This window comes from Paenibacillus sp. FSL H8-0315, assembly GCF_038005365.1.
Taxonomy (GTDB): Bacteria; Bacillota; Bacilli; order Paenibacillales; family Paenibacillaceae; genus Paenibacillus_AQ; species Paenibacillus_AQ odorifer.
Genome location: NZ_JBBOTA010000001.1, coordinates 3,942,765 through 3,964,214, shown reverse-complemented (window position 1 = coordinate 3,964,214; position 21,450 = coordinate 3,942,765). Strand labels below are relative to the sequence as shown.

20 protein-coding genes are annotated in these 21,450 nt (G+C 44.6%); 3 read left to right on the top strand and 17 right to left on the bottom strand.

What is annotated here, in order from left to right; all coding sequences use genetic code 11:
• Positions 1-18: 18 nt before the first annotated feature.
• From MHB56_RS17290 to MHB56_RS17270, 5 genes are all read right to left on the bottom strand, one after another.
• On the bottom strand, positions 19-897 hold the full coding sequence (locus MHB56_RS17290) for a carbohydrate ABC transporter permease (protein ID WP_081383335.1): 879 nt from the start codon (positions 895-897) through the stop codon (positions 19-21).
• Positions 897-1,874 (bottom strand): carbohydrate ABC transporter permease, encoded by a 978-nt coding sequence (locus MHB56_RS17285; protein ID WP_081383334.1) that lies wholly within the window; start codon positions 1,872-1,874, stop codon positions 897-899. Before MHB56_RS17285 ends, MHB56_RS17290 begins: the two co-directional genes overlap by 1 nt.
• A gap of 34 nt (positions 1,875-1,908) precedes the next feature.
• On the bottom strand, positions 1,909-3,309 hold the full coding sequence (locus MHB56_RS17280) for an extracellular solute-binding protein (protein WP_076124434.1): 1,401 nt from the start codon (positions 3,307-3,309) through the stop codon (positions 1,909-1,911).
• A 93-nt stretch (positions 3,310-3,402) separates the two neighbouring features.
• Complete coding sequence (locus MHB56_RS17275; RefSeq protein ID WP_076185162.1) at positions 3,403-5,817, bottom strand: hypothetical protein; 2,415 nt, start codon at positions 5,815-5,817, stop codon at positions 3,403-3,405.
• 67 nt (positions 5,818-5,884) lie between these two features.
• Entirely contained in the window at positions 5,885-6,937 is a 1,053-nt protein-coding gene (locus MHB56_RS17270; RefSeq protein WP_076193723.1) for a LacI family DNA-binding transcriptional regulator, read from the bottom strand.
• A gap of 215 nt (positions 6,938-7,152) precedes the next feature.
• Here MHB56_RS17270 and MHB56_RS17265 point away from each other — a divergent pair, with 215 nt between their 5' ends.
• Positions 7,153-7,470, top strand: coding sequence for an MGMT family protein (locus tag MHB56_RS17265; RefSeq protein ID WP_341143789.1), 318 nt, complete (start codon positions 7,153-7,155; stop codon positions 7,468-7,470).
• On the opposite strand, the gene MHB56_RS17260 is transcribed toward MHB56_RS17265, so the two are convergent.
• The 8 genes from MHB56_RS17260 to MHB56_RS17225 all read right to left on the bottom strand — a co-directional run bounded on the left by MHB56_RS17260 (position 7,467) and on the right by MHB56_RS17225 (position 14,219).
• Positions 7,467-8,162 (bottom strand): DUF1361 domain-containing protein, encoded by a 696-nt coding sequence (locus MHB56_RS17260; protein ID WP_038568569.1) that lies wholly within the window; start codon positions 8,160-8,162, stop codon positions 7,467-7,469. The two genes, MHB56_RS17265 and MHB56_RS17260, sit on opposite strands and share 4 nt — an antisense overlap.
• A gap of 150 nt (positions 8,163-8,312) precedes the next feature.
• The gene (locus MHB56_RS17255) at positions 8,313-10,076 is read right to left on the bottom strand and encodes a SulP family inorganic anion transporter (protein ID WP_076185164.1); all 1,764 of its coding nucleotides are present in this window, start codon (positions 10,074-10,076) and stop codon (positions 8,313-8,315) included.
• Between the two features lie 107 nt (positions 10,077-10,183).
• Positions 10,184-10,510: an ArsR/SmtB family transcription factor gene (locus tag MHB56_RS17250; protein ID WP_036676741.1), complete on the bottom strand. Its 327-nt coding sequence runs from the start codon at positions 10,508-10,510 to the stop codon at positions 10,184-10,186.
• A 74-nt stretch (positions 10,511-10,584) separates the two neighbouring features.
• On the bottom strand, positions 10,585-10,962 hold the full coding sequence (locus MHB56_RS17245; RefSeq protein WP_076185165.1) for a hypothetical protein: 378 nt from the start codon (positions 10,960-10,962) through the stop codon (positions 10,585-10,587).
• Positions 10,963-11,024: 62 nt separating this feature from the next.
• Positions 11,025-12,593 carry a phospholipase D-like domain-containing protein gene (locus MHB56_RS17240; RefSeq protein WP_339281626.1) on the bottom strand — a complete coding sequence of 523 codons (1,569 nt, stop codon included), beginning with the start codon at positions 12,591-12,593 and terminating at the stop codon, positions 11,025-11,027.
• Between the two features lie 175 nt (positions 12,594-12,768).
• A complete protein-coding gene (locus tag MHB56_RS17235; RefSeq protein WP_036676736.1) occupies positions 12,769-13,062 on the bottom strand; it encodes a putative quinol monooxygenase in 294 nt (97 codons plus the stop codon).
• A gap of 59 nt (positions 13,063-13,121) precedes the next feature.
• Positions 13,122-13,757 carry a nitroreductase family protein gene (locus MHB56_RS17230; protein WP_076101373.1) on the bottom strand — a complete coding sequence of 212 codons (636 nt, stop codon included), beginning with the start codon at positions 13,755-13,757 and terminating at the stop codon, positions 13,122-13,124.
• Positions 13,758-13,790: 33 nt separating this feature from the next.
• Entirely contained in the window at positions 13,791-14,219 is a 429-nt protein-coding gene (locus MHB56_RS17225; RefSeq protein WP_076304354.1) for a MarR family winged helix-turn-helix transcriptional regulator, read from the bottom strand.
• Between the two features lie 158 nt (positions 14,220-14,377).
• On the opposite strand from MHB56_RS17225, the gene MHB56_RS17220 reads away from it, so the two are divergent.
• Complete coding sequence (locus MHB56_RS17220; protein WP_341144379.1) at positions 14,378-15,163, top strand: carbon-nitrogen family hydrolase; 786 nt, start codon at positions 14,378-14,380, stop codon at positions 15,161-15,163.
• Between the two features lie 102 nt (positions 15,164-15,265).
• Here MHB56_RS17220 and MHB56_RS17215 read toward each other — a convergent pair whose 3' ends face one another.
• Entirely contained in the window at positions 15,266-16,159 is an 894-nt protein-coding gene (locus MHB56_RS17215; protein WP_341143788.1) for a lipoate--protein ligase family protein, read from the bottom strand.
• A gap of 239 nt (positions 16,160-16,398) precedes the next feature.
• Between MHB56_RS17215 and MHB56_RS17210 the strand changes: the two genes are divergently transcribed.
• On the top strand, positions 16,399-17,286 hold the full coding sequence (locus tag MHB56_RS17210) for a CHAD domain-containing protein (RefSeq protein WP_076124450.1): 888 nt from the start codon (positions 16,399-16,401) through the stop codon (positions 17,284-17,286).
• A 17-nt stretch (positions 17,287-17,303) separates the two neighbouring features.
• Here the strand turns inward: MHB56_RS17210 and MHB56_RS17205 are convergent, their stop codons facing one another.
• From MHB56_RS17205 to MHB56_RS17195, 3 genes are read right to left on the bottom strand one after another with little or no spacing between them, the layout of a single operon-like run.
• Positions 17,304-18,515, bottom strand: coding sequence for a Ger(x)C family spore germination protein (locus tag MHB56_RS17205; RefSeq protein ID WP_341143787.1), 1,212 nt, complete (start codon positions 18,513-18,515; stop codon positions 17,304-17,306).
• Positions 18,512-19,603, bottom strand: a complete 1,092-nt coding sequence (locus MHB56_RS17200; RefSeq protein ID WP_076179795.1) for a GerAB/ArcD/ProY family transporter — start codon at positions 19,601-19,603, stop codon at positions 18,512-18,514. The genes MHB56_RS17205 and MHB56_RS17200 overlap by 4 nt, the downstream gene beginning before the upstream one ends.
• Positions 19,604-19,630: 27 nt before the next feature.
• Positions 19,631-21,379 carry a spore germination protein gene (locus MHB56_RS17195; RefSeq protein WP_143763881.1) on the bottom strand — a complete coding sequence of 583 codons (1,749 nt, stop codon included), beginning with the start codon at positions 21,377-21,379 and terminating at the stop codon, positions 19,631-19,633.
• Positions 21,380-21,450: the final 71 nt, after the last annotated feature.

The window sequence follows — 21,450 nt, the reverse complement described above, 5'->3', positions numbered from 1 at the left end:
TGGATGAATTCCTCCTTTTTATCCCTTGATTCCTGTTAATGTAATGCCCTCAACAAAATATTTGTTGCCGATCAAGAAAAATACTAGACAAGGAGCTGTAACGACGAGCGCCAGTGCCATGACCTGTTCATAGTTCGGAATGCGCATCCCGTTCACAATATACAAGCCCATAGGCAGCGTATAATCTGCTTCAGTCTTCAAATAAATCATAGTGTAGAAAAATTCATTCCAACAGTTGATAAAGCTGAACAACGCCACAACAATCATTGCGGGACGTATAAGCGGCAGCATGATGCGGGAGTAGATACGGAAATAACCCGCACCGTCAATCTTGGCAGCTTCACTGAGTTCTAGTGGAATCGTCATGAAAAATTGCCGGAGCAAAAAGACAAAATACGCGTTGCCGCCTGCACAGAAAAAGGCCGGAATAATAAGAGCAGGTTTGCCAGCTAGTCCCAAAGAAGTGTACAGAGAATATTGTGGCAGCAGGGTTACGGCACTAGGCAGCATCATCGTACTGATGACCAGCACGAACCACATCCCGCGCAGCGGAAAGTTCAGCTTAGCAAAGGCATACCCAGCAAAGCTTGTCGTCAGCACCGTCCCGATCACATAAGGAACTACAATCGAAACTGAATTCCAGAGCTGCCGCAGGAACTGAATACGTTCCAACCCAAGCCGAAAATTATCGACATTTAGTGACTCAGGGAAAAACACAGGCGGCCGCGCCAGTATTTCTGTATGGCTCACGAAGGCACCTCGCAGCAGCCAATAAAGCGGAAAAGCAAACACCACTGCTAGCAGACAGGAGAGCAGAATCAGCCCGGTATTGATGGCTTTAGCTCTTTTCTTTTTTTTCTGGATACTTGTATAATTCATAATTGCGGTAGCCGCCATTATCTCGCCTTCTTTCTTTTGCCCATCGAATCGTCCCTTTTAAATGCGCCCTGGAAGTAGAACAGCACACCAGTAATGGCCATAGTGATTAGGAAGACGACCCATGCCTCAGCAGACGCCAAACCGCGCATCCCTACCTGAACAAATGAATGGTCATAGATCATAACGTTGATAAAATAAGTCATCCGATCGGGTGCACCATTTCTGGACAACACCACACTTTGCGTATAAATCTGGATAGAGGTCATCATGCACATAATCAATTGGAAAAAGAGGACAGGCTTGATCGTCGGATAGGTTACTTTGAGGAACTTGTGCCAAGCATTTCCCCCGTCCATCTCGATAGCTTCCAGCAATTCTCCCGGAACATCCTGCAGCGTAGCGATGAACACAACAATCGTCCCACCACAGGTCCACAAGCTCATGATAAACAATGTCTCAAAAATACGGATGGGATCTGTCAGGAAATCAACAGGGGCTATTCCTATCTGCAATAAAATCCAGTTAAGCAATCCACCCTTGGCTTGGTTCTGTAGAAGCATCTGCCACACAATTGTTGTCGCCAGCATCGGAACTACAGACGGCAGAAAGAATATAGCCCGCATCAAGTTTCTGCCGATAAATTTACGGTTCAATAAGAGTGCAACAATCAGACAAAAGGTGATTACAAGCGCCACGTTAATGAAGGCATAAATCAAGGTTACCGTTATGGATTTCTTGAATTCGGAGCTGGTATTGGTGAATATGTACCGGAAATTATCCAGTCCAATCCACTCCATAACTTGGCTTCCGCTCATAATCGTTATTTTATGAAAGCTGTAAAACAAACTGGCCAACATCGGATAAAGCGTCAATACCAAAAATCCAATAATGGCCGGTGCTGCAAACAAATATCCAGCCACCGCCTCTTTGGTGACACCTCTGGCATGCTTTTTAACATAGACCGCAGCCGTTTCGGTTTTGCTCTCTGGGTTCATAAGCAATAGCCCTCTTTTCAAATATAAGCTCTAATTAGGAAACCTTGCCGCTCTCGAACAACTGCTTGATCGCTGGCATGATCGCGTCATAGACTTCTTTAACACTTTTCTTACCTGCCAACGCCTGATCAATAGATTTCTCATATTCAGTATTCATCTTGAGGTAGGCAGGAACGTAATATGCAGGCCATTGTGCGATAGAGTCTTTCGTTGTGGAATAACTAAGGATAGTTTCTTTTGCGCTTTCAGGAAGATCGGAGGTCCACTTTTCAACCAAGGTAGGATCGGTATACCAATCTGCCTGGTTCGGCAACCACGCACCACTCTTCAGCAGCTCCAGACTGTTCTCAGGGTTTACCATGTAAGCATAGAATTTCTTGGCTTCCTCAATGTGCTTCGATGTATTGTACACAACAAGCGGAGCACCACAGTTCATCGTTACTGCCTTTTCCATCTTAGGCAGAACGCCAACGCCGATATCTTCATTACCTTTGATATTAGCTAGATCCCAAGAGCCGCTGATTGCCATGGCATAACCACCACTCAAAGCGTCTACCGCAGAACCAATTCCAGAATTCCAAGTGTAATTGAAAGCGGATGCAACCTTGTCTTTGTTAACGAGATCAGCTAGCTTCTGGATGGCATCAACCGTTTTGGGAGAATCCCATTGAAACTCCTTTCCATCCGGGGAAACAATCCCGCCACCGTTGGCATAAGCTGCCCAGAAATGGTGGAACTCCCGTCCCGCTGTCATACCAAGCCCGTAGTTCTCGGTCAGAGCAGCATCAAAGCCTTCATCTGCCGCTGTTTTTCCTTTAGTATCTGTCGTTAGCTTTTTCGCGTTTGTTACGAATGTATCCCAATCCCACGCATTTTCAACTTTGGAGGGTGGATATTCAAGGCCTGCTGCATCAAATTTGGACTTGCTATAGTAAAGCAGCTCCAACTGGTTGGATAGGCCGACTCCGATCACTTTTTGCTCAGGTGAATGGATTGTAATCGCTGATAGTTTTTCAGGAATGCTTCCGTCCGCTAATAAATCGCTGATATCTTCGATAATTCCCATCTCATTGTACTTTTGGATATCGCCTTCACCCATATAACTGATATCTGGAAGTTCACCGGATTCGAGCCGGGTCTGAATAAATGTATCAAAGGAGCCATCTGCTGGAAGTACTTGTGCATTGATTTTCACTCCGGTGTCGGCTGTATATTTTTCTGCTGCCGCTTCTACCAGCTTTTTCTGTACATCATCACCCCAATACAATAATTCCAAGGTTACATCTTTATCAGGCGTAGTTTCTTTGTTGGCTGCTCCAGACCCTTCAGATGCCTTTGGAGCCGCGTTGTTGGAATCGCCCGAACAGCCTGCCAGTGCGGAAAAAACCATCATTGATGCTAAAGATAGAACTAGAGTACGTTTTCCAAACTTCATGTTTGTTGCCTCCCTTTTTTTCATATCTATTTATTTCAAGCCAAGCATTTAAAGCTTTAGCCTAAAATCATCATGGTTTGTCATTCTTAGCGATTACAGACAAGGGCTGAATATTCCTCCGCCTGCCAGTCTTACGCGAGGCTCTAGTATCCCCTCAGTTGTGCGATATTCGAGCTTATCCTCAAGCAGCACATATCTTGACGGATATGCAGCGTAACTTGTTACGATCCAGCCCTCCGAGTCTTCTTCAATATAACCGTTAATACAGCGCATCTTTCCGCGTGGATCCCTGTACAAATATGTGGTTGTCCCGAAGCCCATTAGATAGGCCACTAGCTCCTCCCCCATATCCCAATCATCTCCTGTCACACCCGAGAACAGCGAAGCAAACAAGGAATCACTTGCCCCCACAAATACGGATTGCCCAAAACGGTTTCGCGACAATTCTGGCATGTTCAGGTTAGGAGCTGCCACACTATATGTAGAGGCTGCCTCTCCAGGCAACAAACGGCGTGGAGTAGAGCGTACATTCCAATCGTAACAATTGAATACTGCCATCGTAGAACGGTAAGCGGCTTCCAAATATTCAGGGTCTCCAAGGAATTCATAGGCAACCCGGGATGCACCTGCTACCAATCCACCCCAAAGGGAATGAATCATATACGACAAAGCTTCCCACCAACGATCCGGATTCTGCACTCTGTAATCATTGCTGAATCCGATATTTGCCAGAATTAGTTGCCCATAACGCTGAGCCTCCTCTTTATTTCCAAGGTGACACAATGTTTCACAGGTAGGACCAAATCCTGCATTATCGTAAAAATGCTCCGTTATAGCTCCCTCATACTGCTGTATCCCTGTCTCCAGATTTCTGCCAAATTGCTCCCATAAGGTAAGTAGACGTTTATACTCTTCTGAAAGACCGCTCTGCTTCAGTGCCTCTAATAAATCAAGAATATAGAGCACAAATATACCATTTAGACGGCTCTCATCCTGTTCACGCTGCCCACTATGCCGATCAGGGTCTAGGCGAAGGCACATGATTTCGGCAGTCCATTGTAGATATTCTCTAGGAGAATGAATTTTAAGTAATGAACCATCCATTCGTGACAATAGATAAAAGACATGCCCAATATAATCCAGATCATAAATGCGGTAGAATTCTCCATACAAGGGACGCGGATGATTGAAATCTCCGCCTTCAAACCAATGCTCCTTCACATCCAATACTGCGGCAATCTCGGCCTTAGCTACTTGTTCGGGGACAGCCTTGGCCATGCTATTCTTCATCAGAAGAAAAGCAACCTTACCCAGCGATTCTCCCTGATTCGATAGCGGACGGAAGGCATATGGCCTCTCAGCCTCACCTGTCCCTCCAAAGTTGTTATTTACCAACCACTCGGCTCTCTTTTCCAGAATCAGGTCAATCGACTCCAGTACATTCCAGACCAGGATATCGGTCCGTCCATCTTCTAGCCCCAGCTCCAGCTTATGTTCTCCCGGCTCCAAACGCTGTAAAGATATAGTGTAGCTGCTGCCTGACTCCAACCGTACAGCTTCGTTCGTAATATTCTCCTGGCGGATCAGCTCCGTTGCCGTTGAAGTGCTATACAAACGCAGCTCACGTAGAGCCTGGCCCTGCGGCAGATCAACAACAGCTTCGAACCTTCCTCCCCGGGTTAATACAGGCGTATAGCTCCAGCGCGGATGTCCATAGGCCATACCCTGCCTATAGAAATCATCTCGATTCTGACAGGGATGGAATATGTATTCCCAGCTGGAGGTCTCTCCAGCGTCAAGATCCAGCGGACTGTAAGCGCCACCATATATCCAGTCGGCAGCTGCAGATTCGGTCATAGATGATCCGTCCTCCACCAACGATAGCCGATGATACAGCAGACCATCCAAAGAAGGGGAAACCTGCTCAAGAAAACGATTCTTATAACTACAATAAGTACCTACGGTTACTGTTCTGCCCTGAACACCATAAACACCCAGATGTGGTGCTTCGTTGCTCCGTCGAATGGCAGCAATTTTAGCGAAATCTCCACCAAGATGGGGGAATACTGCACAGGACTGACTCATATTGCGCTGCACATTTTCATCTCTGTACATGACATAAGCGAGCGAAAACCACACATGAAGTCCATTAATTCTTACAGACTGTGTTGAGCGGTTCATAGCTTCAATAGTCCATCTTAGTCGCTCATCTTCCAAAGAATATGTAAGTCTGATTGCAATCGGCGCACCTTCAAAATCCACAAATACACGGTTTTTTCCTTCTGGCGTGATTTTGGGCAACAGATCAGTGCTTTTTATGATATTCCCGTCTAGCTCTATTGTCCATTCTCCGAATAGCTTATCTGTATCCGCATAACCTGCCTCTTTCAAATAAGACGGATCAACTACCCAATTCATTTCACTAGGGTCGCCCTGTAATATCAGAGACTGAAGCGCTCCGCGGTCGCTTAACTCCATCCTGAAATTTTCGTTGCCTAGAATCGTCATTGCCTAGCACCTCTTCAATATTTTAAGTTAAACGTTTAGATTTATGAGGAAAAAGGAGCTGTGAAACTTATTTTTGTCTCACAGCATTTTTTAACGTAGCCACAGAATCACGTTCGATCAACCGGCACTCCGGCATGGTCAGTGAATCCATCTTCGTCCCCTTGATTAAATTGAACAACACCTCAATAGCTTGATAGCCCATCTCATGTAGCGGAAGTCCCATTGTTGTTATACGCGGGCGTAAGTAATCACTGAATTCACGATTATCAAAACCGACAACCGACAGATCATCCGGTATTTTAAACCCTTTTTCCTCTGCCGCCTGCAAAATACCTACAACCATTACATCATTCATGGAAAGAATCGCGGTTGGAGGCTCCGGCAAAGCGAGCAACTCGGAGGTAAGACGATACCCTGATTCCCTCTCCCAGTCTCCCATCTTAATTAACAGTGGATCGAACGGTAATTGATATTCAGTAACGGCCTTGTAATAACCGTTCAGTCTTAATCTGGAAGGGATTGAATCCATCAACCCACTGATTACAGCAATTCTGCTATGTCCTTGGTTAACCAAGTAGGACATGGCTTGGTAAGCAGCTTGCTCATCATTATACTGGATAGAGATATCGTCCTGTGTGTAAGAGTAGGTATACACAATAGGCTTACCTTCCGTATCGATTAAACCCGTTAAATCACGGGGATGAACACCGATATAAATAATCCCATCCACTTGATTACTGAGCAGTTCGGCAACCGCATTAGCGGCATACTTTCGATAGTCTTCCGTATTCGAGAAGTTACGGCCGATACGCTTGTCCAAACGAAGATTCACCAGTAAAATATGCAAATCATTACGATCTCCAAAATCATTAATTCCATCGATAATATCGGGGGTGTTAAATACCGTCACATCTTCTGCAATAACACCTATTGTATTCGTACGGTTGAGCTTGAGACTCTTCGCAATAGCATTCGGCTTATAATTCAACTCCTCAATGGCTGCAACAACTCGTTCCCTTGTATCGGAACGTACATTGCGGGTACCATTAAGCACATAGGAGACTGTAGCAATCGAAACATTAGCCTTTGCGGCTATGTCTTTAATGCTGGTTTTCCTCATTACACCTTCTCCTATCTTATTATGGGAACTCTTTTAATCACGTTGTTAAACGTTTAGATTATTTTTACAGTTAAAATATACCACGCGTATTTATTGCTTTGCAACCCCTTTTTTGCTATTCTCAAAAAATCCTCCTGTTCGTCCCCCGTTTCGTTTAGAATTGATTTATCTGTTGTTCATTGGATAAAAATAAGATATAGGAGCTTGAGCTTACTATGACACCATTTACTGAGAGAGTTATTCATATCATACAGTCTATACCAGAAGGTAAAGTGATGACTTACGGAGGAGTTGCCCGCGCGGCAGGCAGCCCAAGAGGAGCGAGGCAGGTCGTTCGCATCCTTCATTCCATGAGCAAAAAATATAAGCTGCCCTGGCATCGGGTCATTAATGCTAAGGGAATGATCGCACTAACTGAGGATGAGTCTAACTCCCTCCAGAGGCTCTATCTACAGGGAGAGGGAGTTAGTTTTAATGGAAAAGGTGTGGTAGATCTGAAGCAATTCCAGTTTGAGCCGGAGTGTGCCGATTAGTACCCTCTGGTAACTCTTCGTCTTTCTCCTGTGCCAAGAGCATTGAGTAGACAATACATCGTCGCGTAAATGACCAGCAGGACAAAGGCAATGAACAAGCTGAAAAATACGGACTGGAGATTCAGGCTATCCAGAACAAGTTGATACAACTGATGCCTGTCCGTCAGGACGTCCCAGCTATTGAGTCTGTAGACTCGGCCAAGCAGTACACCATATCCCCCGAGCATACATGCCGCAAGCACGAATACCCATGACCACAGCAGGTTGCTTTTACGATAAATGACCGTCTGGAACTGATACAATGAGAAAAAACCGGTCAACCATCCACTCCAGGTGAACAATAAAAGAGTGACCAAGTCATACCAGTAGCGATTCTGAATGGCTCCCTCCACGATATATCTACTTTTTCTTACCGTTAAATGCACCAGGTCAGTCATGAGATAAGGCGCGTTGGGAAAGAACAGCAGCCACGCGACACCCAAAGGAAGAAGTAATAGACCGCCTATCTTCCTTTTGTCTAGCTCATAAGCAGCCATGGAGAATAAAAACGGAATCCATGCTAAGAACAAATTCCAAATTAAAAAACCGTAAAACGAATCCGTCTGAAGTGACACTACACGATATACCGCCAATGTAGCGACAGACAATCCCGCCAAGAGCATAAACACCTTCGGATAATTCAATTCCTTCATGAGCTTATATTCTCCTTATCGATATTGATTACATTAAACTTATACCTAATTGTACAAATTCAGAATTCCGAAGTCCAATTTTAATACAAAAGCCCAGACGCAAGAATAGCGCCCAGGCCGACTTTATTTATTAAGCTCAAGTACCGCTGATTAGTTCAGAGGCAATGCTGGCTTCTTGCGTCCTGTCAGACCTCGTAGTCCACCTGCATCCTCCTGACAGGATAATGCCGTACACTCCCTAAACGCCGCATGACTGCATCCGATACATTTATTGTGATTAATACTGCTAAGAGCTTCATTGATCGCTTCACCGGTATGATGATAGAACTGTGCCTCTCCTATTTTGTCATATAGCCCGGTTCTCTTAAGTAGCTCAAGCGGCTGCGGCTGAACACCGGAGATCATCAGTTTCCCTCCAACAGCATGGAGATGCCGCACCAGCTCCGCCAGATTGGATTCGCCCGTAGTATCCATGAATGGCACTTTTCCCATCCGCATTAATATAATTTTCGGCTGATCGGAGCCATAACCCGGCATGGTGTCATCAAATCTATACGCAGCGCCAAAAAACAGCGGCCCTTCCACGGTATAAATCCCAATCTGCGGGCAATCATGACTCTCCGTTACCATATGTGCTCCTACCTTGACGGAATTAGGATCAGGCAATACTTTGGATACCAGATGAACCTCTCCCATCCGTTTCACAAACAAAATCACCGCAAGAATCAATCCCACCTCTACGGCCAGCGTTAAATCTGCAAATATCGTCAACAAGAAGGTGATGAATAATACCAAAGAATCACCTGTTTTGATTTTAAGCAAATGAAGAAATTGTTTACGCTCACTCATATTCCAAGCTACTACCATCAAGATAGGAGCCATCGCTGCCAACGGAATACTAGAAGCATAGGGTGCAAACAACAGAAGAATTAGGAATACCACTACCCCATGAACGATCCCTGAGATCGGAGAAACTGCGCCGCTTTTGATATTTGTGGCGGTTCTGGCAATGGCACCTGTGGCTGGAATTCCTCCAAACAATGGAGCTGCAATATTGGCGATTCCCTGACCAATCAGTTCACGGTTGCTGTTATGGCGGCTGCCCGTCATCCCATCAGCTACGACAGCTGACAATAAGGATTCAATAGCACCCAACATCGCGATGATAAAGGCCGGACGAATCAGCAGTGTAATCCGCTCCCAGGTAATGGTCGGAAAACGGAAGCTTGGCAGTGTATTAGGGATATTCCCATAGGCCAAACCAATCGTAGTCACCTTACCGCTAAAAAATAACGCTGCTATGACAGTCGCACAAAGAAGACCGACCAATGAACCCGGCACCTTCGGAGCGAAGCGAATCGCTAGGATAACAACGGCCAGACAAATCGCGGCGGTCAGGATACTATATCCATTGATCGTCGATAGATGAAGTCCAATTTCTTTCATGTTATCTACAAAGCTCTCGTGTCGTTCAATATCCCTTAACCCAAGGAAGTTAGCAATCTGTCCGGTGAAGATAATAACCGCTATTCCGGCTGTGAAACCAATCGTGACCGGCTTCGGAATAAATTTAATCAGTACACCCAGCCTTAACAATCCCATGAGGACTAAAATAACCCCCGCCATCATCCCCGCTAACAGCAGGTTCTCATAACCATACTGCATCCCAATGGCAAACAAGATAGGAATAAATGCACCTGTCGGTCCACCAATCTGAAATTTCGATCCCCCGAACAATGAAATACATATACCGGCAACGATTGTCGTATAAATGCCATATTCCGGCTTTACACCAGAAGCAATAGCAAATGCCATCCCTAAAGGAATGGCAATAACCCCGACGATTGTCCCTGATATCAAATCCTTGCGAAAAGCGTTCATGTTGTAGCCTTTATAACGACCCCGCCCTGTCATGTTCAAACCTTCTTTTCTTTAAATATCTGATTATTTGAATATAAGAAGAACATTACTCTAGGACGCGACTGTTGTCAACGCCAAAATAACGTTAATCTATTCCATTTTCACTCGCCGCGCATGCCTTCCAGTAATGAAATGGTATTCACGAGATGGTTATCAAATATTTGTTTGGCCACAACCAGAAGGTCCTTGATCAGAGGATCACGCAAGGCATAAATGACTGTGGTGCCTTCTTTCACACTGGTTACTACATTTTTGGCGCGTAAAACAGCTAGCTGCTGGGATACAGCAGAACCTTCCGAGCCGAGAATAGCCTGCAGTTCATTCACATTCTTCTCACCTTCGCTAAGCAGCTCCAGAATACGAATACGCATCGGATGAGCCAGCGCCTTGAAGAATTCGGTCTTAAATTGCTGAATTTCGGTGTTCATAGCTTTCTACTCCTCATGCTTAACTTTCTGAATCTAATGTTATCTTTGTATGTTATCTTAGTCCCTAAGAAGCGTCAAATACTGAAGGGATAGATTCGCACATCACGGACCTGCAATTCTACGAACACACCCAGTGCCATAGGTTCACCGAGACACTCGAACATCACTAACCCTTCACCTATTCGTAAAAATCCTGTGCCATCTTCTTCAATATTCTCCAACACGCCCGTAAAAATAACCCTATCCTGTTCGAGCCTGATGTTGAACTCACCTGCAGGCACAGGATGGATATCCACCCACCTCATAAGCAGCTCCGAAAGCTCGAATTCCACATCCATTTCTGCCCCTGGATTCACAGGAGCACCACACCAGATTCCCCGGCCCTCCCCAAATTCTGTGAGAAAAAATACCTCGTCCTTTTTCAAACCACTTTTTGTAATTTTGATTTGCATAGCCCATACTCCACCCTAATGATTTATAACGATCATTATATCATGAGAATTAGCCCAATTTATCAAGTATAATTCTGGGTTGCCTTATTCAGATAAGTACTAGGATGTAGCCAAGGATGCTTAAAGAACTCACTTTTACTGGTAATCTTCCGCGAGACACTCAGGTCATAATCGATCATAGACTTTATCTGCTCTGCAAAGGCCTCCCCTTTTACCAGCATTCCCAGCTCAAAATCGTGGCAGGCACTTCTTTCATTGATATTATATGAACCATGAAAAACGGCTTGTGATCTATGATCATAGGTAATTTTCCAATGGGAAAATCGACCGGTGGCACTGTAGTCATAGAAGGAAACACCGTTAATAAACGGCATATACATATTGCCTCTTACCGCCGCGCGATTTGTAGGATGATCATTAACCTCCAGCGGGTTACAAATGTTCAAATTACACGAGCATTCCGGACCAAGCAGCCCGAGCCGATCCCAAAAATCCTGATCAATCAAATAAGGATTCACGATGATAGTCTCTTCAGCCGCGTAAGTAATTAAATCCAGATAATATTGTTGTATCAGGTTAACCGGGTTACCTGGAAAGCTTGCTAACAGCGTACATTCTTCCTCACCAAAATGATAATCCACATCAGGATAATAAAAGACATCATTCACATCAAAATGATCTCCGCCTAGAAGCAGCCAGCGAGAATAGAACATCGCATTCAAAGGCTGCGCTGCAGCGCCGCGAATCCGGAAGCAGCCATCATGCCACTCAGCCTCTTTACTAGGAATCCCCTGTGGATGTCCATCTATACTCATTGCAGAGGATGCCTGCACTGGGGTCTCATACGTATATTGGTCACCAATATTTACACTGCCTATAATCGAGGTTACCCCATCTATGACCATAAACTTCCGATGATCGATGACATTCAGTCCTGTGACCTCAACATCCTCTTGCACTTTATCCTGCAGAAACAGGATACTTTCCGGCACTCCCTCTTGCTCCAGCGCCTTTCGTTTCACCCGCCATTCAATAGCTGAATAATACGAATTGAAGGTATTCAACAGCTTGGCGCCTGCATTCTCGAGCTGATCAGCAATCTTGGAGAACTGGCCGTACTCCAGATTATTTCCGTACCCCAATGCCGTCAATGTGTAATTGACCATAACCCTTACCTTAACGCCACGCTTAAGAGCATAAAACAGTTCATCTGCAACCAGATTGCCCGAGCGATCATTAAAAAAAAGCATGACAGACAGGTGGATATAATGCTGCGCTTTTCTGATCTCCTCTAATATCATTCCTAGACACTCCGGACCATTCACGTAAGGTGTTACTTGATTATTCCACGTAGTCTGCGGAGCCAGAACCTTTAGCTTGCCTGAGTCTAGTCTGCCCAATACTTCAGTAAGTTGTTCCAGTAAGCTTGGGCTAAATCCAGGAAGCTGGAATAGCTGCTGACTTGTCGTAATGACTCCGCCAAGCGTCTGACGATAGGCTCTGGCAGCCTCTAGGTCTATCCCCTCAAGCTTACGCTCCACCTCTTCTCCTGCTACACCCATAATACGGGCAAGCGATCCGCCGGATAGATAATAATTCAAGAAATCAATCATATTTCTCTGTGTCTTCATATGTAAAGTCCCCCATCGTTTATATTGCATGCCTTTGAATCAAGGTAAGGATAGATACCCTAGATCTCCTTTTTATAAACGGGGTGAAATGCAAAATAGGGATGCCCCACAGCCTTTATGGCTATGGATCATCCCTGTTTAGGTTTAAATAGAATTCGCTAAGAATGGAGACAGCTTATTTTACCTGTTCTGCGCTAAATACTTTAACATCTAGAGGAGCAGCCAAGAATTCGCCAGCTTTAGCTGAGAAAGCAGTGAAATGAGCGCTCGTATTGTGGCTGGATACTGCTTCAGCATCACGCCATTGCTCAATCATAATAAATGAGTTGGCTTCTCCAGCATTCTCATATAGCTCATAAGAAAGGTTACCCTCTTCAGCATGAGTAGCAGCCAGTAATGCTTTAGACTCCGTCAAAAACTGTTCACGACGCTCTGGATTAACTTTAAGTACAGCATGAATAATGATCATTGTATATTCCTCCTAAGATTAGTGTTTATGGTAGCGTGTTGGCTTACTAACTTTAACAATTATTTCCACTCAGCAACTTTATCGATAGGCAGACGAACAGAGGGGTAACCTGCATCAACAGCTTTACCAATGGAGAGCAGCATTACAGGAACATAACGATCTTTTTCCATTCCAAACGCTTCAGCGATTTGGTCTTTTTCAAATCCACCAATTGGGTTTGTATCGTAACCATGTGCACGAGCAACCAGCATCAGCTGCATAGCAACAAGTGCGCCATCGATAAGCACGGTGTCTCTATTAATTTCCCGTGGCAGGTTAGCAAAATGAGCGGATAATCTGGTTAATTGATTTTCTTTTACTTCAGCAGGCATAAGTCCACGTTCAACAGCAGTACCGTAAATTTCTTCAGCGTAATCGAAGTTGTTCAAATCACCAAAGATGGCAATCATAGCCGCAGAAGTCTCTACTTGTACGTTATTAAAACGAGCGAGAGGCGCTAAAGTAGCTTTAGCTTCGTCACTTTCAATGACCAGAAAACGCCAAGGCTGCATGTTCACTGAAGATGGAGCAAGTGTAGCTTCGGTAAGGATCTGTGTCATTTCTTCTTTGCTGATTTTAACGGATGGATCATATTTGCGGATAGAGCGGCGTCCTGTAATAATTTCTTGAAAATCATTTGTTTGTGTAGCGTTCATATGATTAATTCTCCTTTGAGTGTGTTTTGTAAGTTACAACAGAATGATATTAGATTGCAGACGATTGAGCATATCAATGAGCACTGCTCGCTCCTGATCGTTAAAACCTGTTAGCAGAGTAGCGATAAACCGCCTTTTCTCTTCGCTATATTTAACCATTCTTTCCCGACCTTGATCGGTTAATGAGACCAATGTGACCCTGTTATCGGCTGGGTTATTGCGGCGAGCGATCATGCCACTCTCTTCCAATCCCTTCAGATGACGTGTGACGGCTGCCGCATCAATATCCATTTCCTTTTGCAGACTGATTTGGCTGACTTCATCTACCCGAAACAGTTCATGCAGGAGGCGAAGCCGTGTGGGACTGATCCCTGCACAACGTTCGAATTTTGGAGAGATTCCTTTGTTTAAGGCCTGCAGCAGTTCAAATATATGTTCTTCCTCAGGACAGTACTCCGTCAAAATATACCTCCTTTCTATATTCAATTGCATGCAATTGTTTTGTATGAAATTATACTAACGCATAATTATTGACCCGTCAACTAATATATCAAATCATTTTTAAAAAATCAACATTGCTTATCCTCATCCGGTGCTATACGCTTGAACAAAAGAGGAGGATACCTATGAGAATATCCCTGATTCAGCTGGATATAGCATTTGGCAATCCCGCTATGAATTATGCTGCTGTTGCCCAGAAAATAAAAGAAGCCGCTGTCGCTGCCCCCGATTGTCTGATTCTCCCTGAGCTATGGACCACTGGTTATGATCTAACTCGCTTAGAAGATATTGGCGATCCGGAAGGAGAAATTACCAAGGAATTCATCTCCAGCTTAGCTAAACAATATAGCATCAATATCATCGCTGGTTCTGTCGCTAGCCGAAATGATACTGGTGTAACTAATCGTATGTATGTATTTAATCGATCAGGTGAGCTCGTCGGACAATACAGCAAGCTGCATTTGTTCCAGCTGATGGATGAACATTTGTATCTGCAGCCGGGAGAAGCCAAAGGACTATTTACATTAGACGATACTTTATGTGCAGGGCTAATCTGTTATGATATCCGGTTTCCGGAATGGGTTCGCGCCCATACCGCACAAGGGGCGGAAATCCTGTTCGTCTGCGCTGAATGGCCACTGCCCAGATTGTCCCACTGGCGGGCGCTGTTGATCAGCCGGGCCATCGAGAACCAATGTTTTGTTGTAGCCTGCAACCGTGCAGGCAGCGATCCTGCCAATATCTTTGCTGGGCATTCAATGATTATTGATCCTTGGGGAGATATTGTGTGTGAGGCTTCTGAAGAGGAAGAAATTCTAACCGGAGAGATCGATTTACATCAGGTGCGTGAGATTAGGAAACAAATTCCGATTTTTTCGGACAGACGTCCTGAGTTGTATAATTAAAAGAGCGTCATTGTTGAATATTAAAAAAGACGTTACGTAGGCTGGCATTATCCAGCTTTCCGTTACGTCCTTTTTTAACAGACTCCAACCCATGCTCAGCCCTTAGGAATACCGCTCGCGCAGCACCCGCGTTGCATCGAGCACACGTGGATCATCATAGTCCAAGCTGTATCCTGTCTCTTGCTGCAAAATGCGGGATGCTCTAAGAGAGACCCCACGACGAATTAAAGCCTGAATAATCCCCTCCACAAACACTTTCGCCACTTCAGGTCCACCGAGTTCACCCAGTCCAGCAATCGTCTCTGGACGAACCCGTGGATAAGCTAATGAGGAGTCTCCTCCGGAGGCTCGCGCATAGAAATCGCGGATTTGTTCACCGCGTTCTTGTCCCGAGCCAGAAACTACAACAAATGCATGTACAAAATAAGCATTGTTCTGCCTACGCTGAGCAATACCACAAAACTTCCGGCCACCAATGGCCAGATCGAAATCACCAGGGCAGTAAGAACCAACAATCTCACCAGCCTCAATTTGCGCCGCAGCCTGTGGATGACTTATAGCAACCGCTTCCGTGATCAAAGCAGCCAAGAGCTTAAAGTCATCATGAAAGTCCAGCTTTCCACGTCCTTTGGGCAGAACTAGAGAAACATTAATGATCCCTGCATCCAGAGGCACCGCAGCCCCGCCGGAATGCCTAACCGCTGTTCTAATCCCTTGCGCCTCAAGCGTAAGCATCGCCTGAGCTGCACACGGTAGCTTACTGTCCCGAAGTCCAAGTGCCACACCACCAGAATGACTCCACAGATGTAAGCTAGGAGGTATAAGTCCCGCTCCAACATCCCGGCATAAGGTTTCCTCAAAAGCGAATGGGACCAGCATATCCTCTAAACTATCTACTTCTATACCTTTGCTCTCATCCCTTGCACTCAGATGTTGAAAGAGCCCCATTTCTGAAGGAAGTTTACTAAATATTGAATCATACTCACGAGTATCCACCAAAGCCCCTCTTTCCCGAATATGAGCCACGAGACCTGCTATTCTCTACCAGCTAAAGATCCAAGCCTATCCGTATAAATAATGATAGTAATATTGTAACCGATCTGTCTCCATGCTGTGAGTAGAGAATTGAAATGAGGTTATGATAACGCTATTCTTATAGTAAATGGACTTGCCCCAGAGCATAATAGGGGAAGACCTAAATTCATGCTATCCCAAACGTTAAGGAGTGATGCTGCATGACAGGAGACAAGCTGACCAAAGAACGACAGCTAACCAAAACAAAGCAATGGGAACAAGCCCTTAACCACCTTTATATCAACTTTTGGGATTACAGCCATGACGCATTAAATAAATTCGCGGATGAAGATATCCACCAGGCAAGAGTGAACTGCCGTAAGCTGCTAAGTCTATTATCCATTCTTGATCCGCGGCACACTTCAGGCCTGTACCCTATTTTCAAAAAAGCGCAAAAGAGATTAGGTAAAGTGAGAGATGCAGATGTTCTAATAGAATCTTTCAAGAACAAGCGCAAGCAAGCGAAGGAGAACGGAGATTCCAAAACTGCAGACCTGTTAAAGGCAGTGATTGCTTACCAAAAGGACAAGCGCAAAACTTACCGCAAGAAGCTCGCTAAGGAGCTGCCTGAACTAATCAATGAAGACCTCGAGGAAAAGTGGAAGACCTTCCTAAGCGAGCAGCTTGAAGCCCTAGCCGCCAAAAAGAATGTTAACGTTGTTATGCGTGAGCTTGAGATCGCTTATGAGCAGAAGAAAAAAACCTGTAAAGCTATTTTCCATGAAGACAATGCCGAATCTAAAGAAGCCTTCGACGCTTTGCACCAGCTAAGAATCGCTGCTAAGGAACTTCGTTATACCGCGAGTGCGGCCGATTTTGCGTTAAATCAGAAATTTCATGCGCATGAGGAGATCTATAAGGAGATTCAAGATCAACTTGGGCTGATTAACGACAAACGTCTATGGCTGGAAACACTGAATGCTATTGGACGTGAAGAGCTGGACATCGGTAAAAAAGCATGGAATGCCTTCACGTCGCAATTAAAGGATGAAGTGCTCGATGCACTGCATCATAATGATGTCATTCCTATCCAGACACAAACGAAGTAAATTGCAAATGGTCCTTTCTATTCAGCCGATGTATCTGATGCACCATACTCTTCAATATTTAGTTTCACTTCATAGGTAATCGGAATCTCACTAAAGGTTTCATCCCAGTTATCCTCTACGCTCCGCCATACGGCTGGATGTTGAATACGCAAAGCGTTGCCGAAACCTGCAACCTCTGTATGCAGCTCCTTCTGCATTTTTTTCACAGTGACCTGAAGCATGTCTAAGACATGCTTCTCTAGCACTGCTTTATCCTCCTTTACAATGCCGTCATGTAACTTCTTTGCACTCTTGGCAAAAGCCTCACCATATCTCCCCGTAGATTCTATTTTCACATGAAAAGAGATCTTCCCATCCTTCACATTAGCTTTATACTTACTACCCAGAGATTTGATTTCATAGGTAATGAGCTTATTGTTAGACGGGTCGTATGCTTTGAGAGCACCCCCCTCTCCCTTTCCAGTCAGCCAAACCATACCTTCCAGCTCCGATGCATCTAAAAAACCAACGAGCTTTCCCGTTTTCCCTTTAATTACGCCTGCTCCATCCAGCTTTGTCTCCTTCTCTTTTTCTAAAGAAATTACATTCTGCAACATGAAACTTCTTTTACCATGCAAAGGACCCGCCACTTTAGCTATTGAAACCGGCTCCCATATCCTCGTGCTCCGACTTCTATTCACAAAAATCCCCTCTAATACAAATGACGGGGTTTGGCCCGGCAGCGCATTTTCCAATACATCTCTGGCTTTTCCCTTGCTGACATATAGTAGAACACTGGGACGGATATCGTTATCCCTGCTAAAGAAATCAATTAACTCAGAAAACTTGGTAGAGCGTGCAAGCTTCTCACCGATCACAATGACCTTAAGGTGATGTCCGATTGGAGTACGTCTAGTACGCAGTGAAAGTGCCCGTAATGCTTCAAACATCGAATCACTTACTTCACTCATGTTATAGTAATTTCTGGTTGAGGATGGGGAAGCCCCAGACTTCATACCTGACCCTCCTGAGCCTTGAGGAATCGTAAACTGATAGGTACTCATTATTTGGGCAAGCATGGGATTTCCCCCACCTCCTTGCTGTGTTGCCTCCTCATCCCCTGTCTCCTCCGCACTGTCCAGGGCAACACCAATCTCCATACTTAACTCCTCAACAGGTGTGCTGCTCCAGCAGCCAGTCAACAAAGTACATAATATAAGAAATGTAATCGACACTCTCCATTTTTTCATGAAGCCGCCCTCCGGAAATGTGCGATGATCAACAGCGGCAATGGAATTAATCCAAATAAAACGATCATCCAATTACCTACGACTGTTCCTAATGCAAATAGAGCATTCACATTTGGTGGCATTCTGGAAACTACATAGGCTACTGGAAGTATAGCCAATAAGCAGCTATTAAATCGTTTATGAAATATTTGAGAAACTCCCAAAGCAGCAGCATAAATAGTGATGCAGAAGGTGCAGAAAATTTGCATAATCCAAATTACCAGTAGCAGCGATTCAAACCTCTCAAAAATAAGATAATTCACCTCAAAGCTTCTCACTAGATCAAGAAATGGCCAAGTTCTTGTGACCACTCCATCTATAGAAAACGCACCAATAGTCATTACAACAGCTAAAAGATAAAAGAACGTTGATATACATGATCCAGCAATAATTACCTTTACTGCTTTTTGTGGCTTATCCATAAAAGCAACAACGAACAGCATCGCTTCACCAGCAGTAAAAGTCAGAATGGTTGGCCTGATGCCCTTCCATACCGGTCCTAAACCATCTCCAAGGAAAGGCCGCAAATTATCGATATCGAAAACTTCAATACTAAGCAAGCATACTCCAACAAAAACTGTCCAAGTAATCGGAACAATCAACCTACACATGCTAGTGATAGCATTAAGTCCTCCTCTGCATAAATAGAAGGCTATCCAAATAAACACAGCAACAATAGCCCAAGGAGGGGTTCCCTCCAACAGAAAAAAAGAGGTCACTTCCTGTACGGAACGTGCTTCAAAACTGGCTATACACAGAAAATAAACAATCACTAATATAGAGAGCATCACTCCAAGTGGTTTGCCAATGATTTTCCCGCTAAATTGAAAAATAGTTTGACCTGGAAACCGTTGGCTAAGTTTCACTATAATTAAACCTGTTAAAAAGGTAATTACTCCCCCTAAAAAAACGGAGATCCACACGTCTGGAGTTTCACTAGCCTCTACAATCGTCCGAGGAAGTGTAAGTATCCCTGCCGCAATAGTATAATTGGCTAGTATGATCGTCGCTTGAACAGCAGTAATTCGGTCCTTCACCTCGGTACTCATATTCGCTTCCTCCTTTACTTCGATCTCTCACCCTTTGCGTCGGGGGTCCTTCGGCTTCAACAGCGTAGGGCGGCCTGTTAGAAATTGCAGTGGCATACGGAATATAAAATCTTTCCAATCCTTAATCTTATACGGTATAAACATGCCAAGATAAGGCATGCCGAAGCTTTTTAGCTTGATTAAATGGGCACTCAGGAAAAGGAAAAATAACACAACTCCATATAATCCAAAGACTGCTGCAGAAAACATCGCTATAAAACGGAGCATACGCAGCGTCATTCCCGCACTATACATAGGGATGGTGAAGGAGGAGATTGCTGTAACTGAAACAACGATGACTAGAATTGGACTCACAATTCCCGCTTCTACTGCGGCTTGGCCGATGATTAGACCGCCAACAATCCCCATCGCGGGACCGATAGGTTTAGGTAGCCGGAGTCCAGCCTCCCGTAATATTTCGATTGAGGTCTCCATAATCAAAGCTTCGATTAATACCGAAAAAGGTACACCTTGGCGGGAGCTGATGATTGAAATGGCCAACTTTGTCGGAATCAATCCCGGCTGAAAGGAGAGGAAGGAAATATATAGTGCCGGTGCAAACATTGATATCAATGCGGCGAGAAAACGCAGTAAGCGCACCAACGACCCCACCATCCACCGATCGTAATAATCCTCTGGGGATTGCAACAGCATCCCGAAGGACACGGGCATGATCAAGGCAAAGGGTGTGCCATCCAGCAGGATAGCTACTCTCCCTTCCAATAACGCTGCCATTACGCGGTCAGGTCTTTCCGTATTCTGAATCTGCTGGAATGGAGTGAAGCTATTATCTTCGATTAATTGCTCCACATAACCAGATTCTTGCACATCATCTATATCAATCGTCCTAATTCTTCGTTTAACTTCTTCGACAAGTTCATCATTCGCGATATCTTTGATATAAGTTAGAACCAGATCCTTCTTCATCCTCTTTCCTACAGTAAAAGAAATCATGGCTAGCTCTGTGCTCTGCCCATGTCGGCGCAGTAATGCCGTGTTATCACTTAACGTCTCATTAAACCCGCTTCGAGATCCCCGCAAGACAGCTTCTGATTCAGGCTCCTCTATCCCTCTTGTGTTCCCCTTCGGGGTGCTGAGCACAATAGCCTCCGGTATCCCTTCTACTAACAGCACTACAGAGCCGAACAATACCTTTTGAAGGGAGAGCTTCACATTATCCGTAAACTCAACTTCCGAAATAAGCACGATCTCATGAATGAGAATATCTTTTAGATCCTTTGCTTCCGGTATCGTATGGGGATCCTTAAAAACCTTATAGGCATCCATTAAAGGCTTCAGAATATTGCGATCCATTTTATCTTTATCTGTCAGTCCATCTACAAATATAAGGGCCGCTTGCAGCTTTATACCTCCGATACGCAACTCCCGAAAACTCACATCATGCATATCTGTGCTCATCTCTTTAAATCTTTGCAAATCCTCCCTAAATTGACCGCTATAGCTTGCTCCTGTAGGAGATTCTTCACTGATTCCAACGGAATCGTCCGCCTTAGTAACCTTTTTCGTATTGCTAGAACCTAGAGATGCTTCTCCGTAAGGAACCCCACCACCTATGCTGCCGGCAGCTTTTTTTGCTCTAGTACTTATCGTATCTTCCTTTACATTAGCCCAACTCATCATCCGGATTAGAATAAACGGAACGAAAAAGATCATAATAGCTTGGAAAATCACACTCCATTTAGGAATTATCTCTAGAATAATATTCCACACCCTCATCACCTCCTTTATAACTGTGTTCGTATTTTTTACCGAAGATGGGTAAATCATGCACGCAAAAAAGACCCCAC